The sequence below is a fragment of the Massilia mucilaginosa genome (assembly GCF_011682145.1).
In the GTDB taxonomy this organism is placed as follows: domain Bacteria; phylum Pseudomonadota; class Gammaproteobacteria; order Burkholderiales; family Burkholderiaceae_D; genus Telluria_A; species Telluria_A mucilaginosa.
This window is the reverse complement of sequence record NZ_WHJH01000304.1, coordinates 1-308: the sequence shown is the minus strand read 5'-3', so window position 1 is coordinate 308 and position 308 is coordinate 1. Positions and strand designations below refer to the sequence as shown.

The following is a 308-nucleotide window of genomic DNA, read 5'->3' as shown; positions in this document are numbered from 1 at the left end:
CAGACCTACCTGAAACTGGCGAAGAACAACCGCAGCTCGATGAAGCGCATGATCCAGCGCAAGGGCATCGCGGGCTTTTCGGAGGATGCCGGCCGGGTGCTGGCCGGTTTCATTTACAGCAACGCCCGCCTGACCGCCGGCAACGCCCACTTGGGCGAGATCGATGAAGCCATCACCGAGATCCCGAAACAGCAGGGCGAATTGACGGACGCGGCCATGCAGCTGCGTGAGCATATCCGTAATCCCGAAGCCGGCGCGCCGCTGGGCGGCCTGATGTTCGCGCAATTTCTGGGCGGATCGGTGGCGTC

The 308-nt window shown here is 63.3% G+C and carries 1 protein-coding gene; it reads left to right on the top strand.

The features are described 5' to 3' along the window. Positions 1 to 308: PLxRFG domain-containing protein (locus F2P45_RS34965; RefSeq protein WP_166882743.1), on the top strand; the 308-nt coding region annotated here is incomplete at both ends.